This window comes from Mesorhizobium sp. M4B.F.Ca.ET.017.02.2.1 (assembly GCF_003998955.1).
Taxonomy (GTDB): domain Bacteria; phylum Pseudomonadota; class Alphaproteobacteria; order Rhizobiales; family Rhizobiaceae; genus Mesorhizobium; species Mesorhizobium abyssinicae.
Genome location: NZ_RZOF01000428.1, coordinates 1 through 4777 on the forward strand (window position 1 = coordinate 1; position 4777 = coordinate 4777).

The window sequence follows — 4777 nt, forward strand, 5'->3', positions numbered from 1 at the left end:
GAAGAACGGGGTGGTCATTGTTGGTGCGGGTCACGCTGGCGTGCAAGCGGCGGCGAGCCTGCGCGAGGAAGGTTACGACGGCCCGGTCATCCTGATCGGCGACGAGAGCGAACTGCCCTACCACAAGCCGCCGCTGTCGAAGACCTTCATCAAGGACCCGAACGCAAAGCCGCAGCCCCTGCGCGGCGAAGCCTTCTATTCGGGCAGCGCCATCGACTACCGGCCGGGCGTCCGCATCGAGGCCATCGATGCCGGCGCCCGGAGGCTGGACCTATCGGGCGGCGGATCGCTCGCCTTCGATCACCTTGTCCTGGCGACCGGCGCCCGGCCGCGCCTGCTCAAGCTGCAAGGCTCGGAGCTTTCCGGCGTGGTGTCGCTGCGATCGCTGGCCGATGCGCGGCTGATCCGCGAGTTCAGCGCCCAAAGCGAGGATGTCGTCATCCTCGGCGGCGGCTTCATCGGCCTCGAGATCGCCGCCACGCTCAGGGCGGCAGGGCGCAATGTCACCGTCGTCGAAGCCGTCGACCGGCTGCTCGGGCGGGCGGTGGCGCCGGTCATCGCCAGTCATGTCAGGCAGCGCCTGGAAGCGATCGGCGTGCGGATTCTTACCGGCACCACCGTTGCCGGCCTGGAAGGCGAAGGCGGCCGTGTCTCGGCCGCGATCACATCCGGCGGCGAAAGGCTGCCGGCGCAGATGGTCATCATCGGCATCGGCGTGGTGCCGAATGTCGAACTGGCCGAGTCCGCCGGCATCGCGATCGCCAACGGCATCCGCGTCGACCAGCAGATGCGCAGCTCGGTACCGGATATCCTCGCCATCGGCGACGCCGCCTCCTACCGGCACTGGTTCACCGGCGCCGATGTGCGGCTGGAATCGGTGCAGAACGCCACCGACCAGGCGCGGCTTGCCGCGCGCACCATCCTTAACCACGCGGACGCCTATTCGGCAGTACCCTGGTTCTGGTCGGATATCGGCGACATGAAGCTGCAGATGGTCGGGCTGACCTCGGGCGGCGACAGCCATGTGGTGCTGGGCGACCTGGCCGAGAACAAGTTCTCGATCTACCACTATGCGGGCAGCCGGCTGCTCGGCATCGAATCCGTCAACCGCCCCGGCGACCATATGCTTGGCCGCAAGATGCTCGGCGCCGGCTTCTCGCCGACGCCGCAGGCCGTTGCCGGCGGGCCCGATGCGCTGAAGGCGGCGCTTGCCGCCTTCCAGGAGGAGCCCGCCAGGGCTGCAGGCTAGACGCTCCAACCTCTCCCCGTGGAAGGGTCGCTGCGAAGCGACGGGGGGCATCAGCCCCACCCGGACCTTCGGTCCGACCTCCCCACAAGGGGGAGGCAGGGTTGGCGCTACGCGGCGCGCGCCTCGCGGATCGAGCTTTCCAGAATGTCGAGCGCCTCGTTCATGACGCTATCCTGGATGGTGATCGGCGACAGGAAGCGGATGACGTTGCCGTAGACGCCGCAGGTGAGCAGGATCAGGCCCTTGTCGAGCGCCTTGAGGCGCACCGCATTGGCCATTTCGGCCGAAGGCAGGCCCTTTTTCACATCGTTGAACTCGACCGCGTTCATGAAGCCGGGCCCCCTGATGTCGACGATCTCCGGCACGTCCTCGCGGATCGACTGCAGCCGCTGCTTCAGCCTGCTGCCCAGCGCATTGGCGCGGTCGCAAAGCTTTTCCTCCTCGATGACGTCGAGCACGGCGTTGGCGGCGGCGACGCCGATCGGGCTGCCGCCATAGGTGCCGCCGAGTCCGCCGGGGCCGGGCGCATCCATGATTTCGGCGCGTCCGGTGACCGCCGACAGCGGGAAACCGCCGGCCAGGCTCTTGGCCATCGTGGTGATATCGGGCGCCACCTCATGATGGTCCATGGCGAACATCTTGCCGGTACGGGCAAAACCGGTCTGCACCTCGTCGGCGATCAGCAAAATGCCGTGCTGGTCGCAGACCTTGCGCAGCGCGGTCATGAAATCACGGGGCGCCTCGTAGAAACCGCCCTCGCCCTGCACCGGCTCGACGATGATGGCGGCAACGCGGGCGGGATCGACATCGGCCTTGAACAGCCTGTCGAGGGCGGCGAGCGAATCGGCGACCGTGACGCCATGCAGCGCCACCGGGAACGGCGCGTGGAAGACATCGGCCGGCATGGCGCCGAAGCCGACCTTGTAGGGCACCACCTTGCCGGTCAGCGCCATGCCCATGAAGGTGCGGCCGTGGAAGCCGCCGGAAAAGGCGATGACGGCCGGGCGGCCAGTGGCGTTGCGGGCGATCTTGACCGCATTCTCGACCGCCTCGGCGCCAGTGGTGACGAAGATCGTCTTCTTGTCGAACTTGCCGGGCAGCAGGCCGTTCAGTCGTTCGGCCAGCCTGACATAGCTCTCATAGGGCACGACCTGGTGGCAGGTGTGAGTGAAGCGGTCGAGCTGCGCCTTGACCGCCTCGATCACCTTGGGGTGGCGGTGGCCGGTGTTGACGACGGCGATGCCGGACGCGAAGTCGATGTAGCGGCGTCCCTCGACATCCCAGATTTCCGAGTTCTCGGCGCGATCGGCATAGATCTGCGTGGTCATGCCGACGCCGCGCGAGATCGACTGGTTCTTGCGTTCGGAAATGGCTGAATTTTTCATCTCATCCCTCATCGGGCCATCCCTCGTCGAGACTAGGCCCGTTCTCGTTTGATGCCGTTGGCACCCGTTCTCGCCTTATTTAGCGTTTTCCTCAAGTCGGCACCATCGCCGGGCAATTGGGCCTGCTCGGCACGGTCGCTTGAACATAACCAGTCCGCCCCTGCGGCAGGACAGAGGTTTTCTTTTTTCGGAGATCGACTATCCTCGCGATCGTCCGCGGCGCCTGCCGTACCGGAGCGGCCCGCGCGGTTGAGGGAACCATGAGCAGGAACGCGACGCCTTCCGTCCGGCCGCTTCCGGTCAACGCCTTAAAACTGTTTTCTTTTCCTGGTTCCACGATGCTCGCCTGCGCCCTGGCGGCGCTGTCGCTCGCTGGGTGCCAGAAGCAGGAGGCAGCGGCAAAGAAATTGCCGATCATGGTGCGCGCCGAAACGGTCAGGATCGCCGACTACGCGCCACGCACCTCGCTGACCGGCGTGATCGCCGCGCGCACGCTGAACAACCTGTCTTTCCGGGTCGGCGGCCGGATCGCCGAGCGGCTCGTCGACGTCGGCCAGCATGTCGACAAGGACGCGGTGCTGGCCCGCATCGATCCGCAGGAGCAGGAATCCGACCTGCGCTCGGCGCAGGCCGATCTCGATGCCGCGCAGGCGCAGTTGACGCAGGCAGCCGCCGCCTTCGAGCGCCAGAAGACCTTGCTCGGCCAGGGTTTCACGACGCGGCGCGACTATGACACGGCCGACCAGACGCTGAAGGTGGCGCAAGGCAGCGTCGATGCCGCGCAGAGCGCCTTCGCGAATGCCAAGGAGAACCTGTCCTTCACCGAGCTCAAGGCCGGCGCGGCGGGCTTCATCACCGCCCGCCAGGTCGAAGCCGGGCAAGTGGTGCAGGCGGCGCAGACCGTCTTCACCATCGCCGAGGACGGCGATCGCGACGCGGTGTTCAACGTCCAGGAAACGCTGGTCGCGCGGACGCCGCAAACGCCGGCGGTGACGATCACGCTGTTGTCCGACCCGCAGGTCAGGGCGATCGGCAAGGTGCGCGAGATCTCGCCGGCGGTCGATCCGGCCTCGGGATCGATACGGGTCAAGGTCGCGATTCCCGACACGCCCGCCGCCATGCCGCTGGGCGCGGCCGTGATCGGCTCGGCCAGCGCCAAGCCGATCAAGGCGATCCTGCTGCCCTGGCAGGCGCTGACCTCGACCGACGGCAAGCCGGCGGTCTGGGTGGTAGACCCATCGACCAAGGCGGCGACGACGACGCCGGTCGAGGTGCTGGCCTTCGATTCCGGTGTGGTCGTCATCAGCAGAGGGCTTGAGGCAGGCCAGAGTGTCGTCACCAATGGCGGCCAGCTGCTCAGCCCCGGACAGGCGATCGAGATCGCGGGAGCAGGCCAATGAAGCGGCTGCCGCCCGTGCTTGTGCCCGTCCTGCTGTCGCTTGCGCCGCTCGCCGGCTGCTCGCAATCGGAAGACAAGCCGCCCGAGATCATCCGGCCAGTGCTGTCGGTGGTGATCGAGCCGCGCACCATCCAGACCTTCGGCTTCGCCGGCTCGATCGAGCCGCAAGTCAGCGCCGACCTCTCCTTCCGCCTGCTCGGCCGCGTCGTCGCCCGCGACGTCAAGGTCGGTGACATCGTCACCAAGGGCACGACGATCGCAGCCCTCGACCCGACGGCGCTGGAGCTTGCGGTGCAGGCGGCCAAGGCCGAGCTTTCCAACGCCGAGGCGCAGTTCGCCAACGCCGCCGCCAGCGAGGAGCGCCAGCGCCAGCTGCTGGCCGCCGCCAACACCTCGCAGGCCGTCTTCGATGCCGCCCAGCAGGCGCGCAAAGCGGCCGAGGCCGGCGTCGAGCGGGCCAAGGCCTCGCTTGCCAAATCGCAGGAGCAGCTCGGCTATGCGCGCCTGTTCTCGGATTTCGACGGTGTCGTCACCGCCGTCGGCGCCGAGGTCGGCCAGACCGTGTCGCCGGGCCAGACGGTGGTCACCGTGGCGCGCTCGGACCTGCGCGAAGCGGTGGTCGACATCCCCGACCAGCTGACCGGCGACCTCGCCGCCGGCACGCCGTTCGAGGTCATCCTGCAATCGCTGCCGACCATCCAGACCGAAGCCAAGCTGCGCGAAATGGCGCCGCAGGCCGAGGGC

At 67.6% G+C, this 4777-nt stretch carries 5 protein-coding genes; 3 read left to right on the forward strand and 2 right to left on the reverse strand.

Translation table 11 applies throughout. The annotated features are described in order from the left end of the window. The coding region (locus tag EN738_RS31105) for an FAD-dependent oxidoreductase (protein WP_127286945.1) at positions 1 to 1249 on the forward strand (1249 nt) is incomplete at its 5' end. A gap of 107 nt (positions 1250 to 1356) precedes the next feature. Here the strand turns inward: EN738_RS31105 and EN738_RS31110 are convergent. Next, positions 1357 to 2634, reverse strand: coding sequence for a 4-aminobutyrate--2-oxoglutarate transaminase (locus EN738_RS31110; protein WP_127286946.1), 1278 nt, complete (start codon positions 2632 to 2634; stop codon positions 1357 to 1359). Between the two features lie 91 nt (positions 2635 to 2725). Next, positions 2726 to 3052 (reverse strand): hypothetical protein, encoded by a 327-nt coding sequence (locus EN738_RS36575; protein WP_245478460.1) that lies wholly within the window; start codon positions 3050 to 3052, stop codon positions 2726 to 2728. On the opposite strand from EN738_RS36575, the gene EN738_RS31115 reads away from it, so the two are divergent. Next, positions 3051 to 4034: an efflux RND transporter periplasmic adaptor subunit gene (locus tag EN738_RS31115; protein ID WP_245478459.1), complete on the forward strand. Its 984-nt coding sequence runs from the start codon at positions 3051 to 3053 to the stop codon at positions 4032 to 4034. The genes EN738_RS36575 and EN738_RS31115 overlap by 2 nt on opposite strands. Then, positions 4031 to 4777: efflux RND transporter periplasmic adaptor subunit (locus EN738_RS31120; protein ID WP_127286948.1), on the forward strand; the 747-nt coding region annotated here is incomplete at its 3' end. The genes EN738_RS31115 and EN738_RS31120, both read left to right, overlap by 4 nt.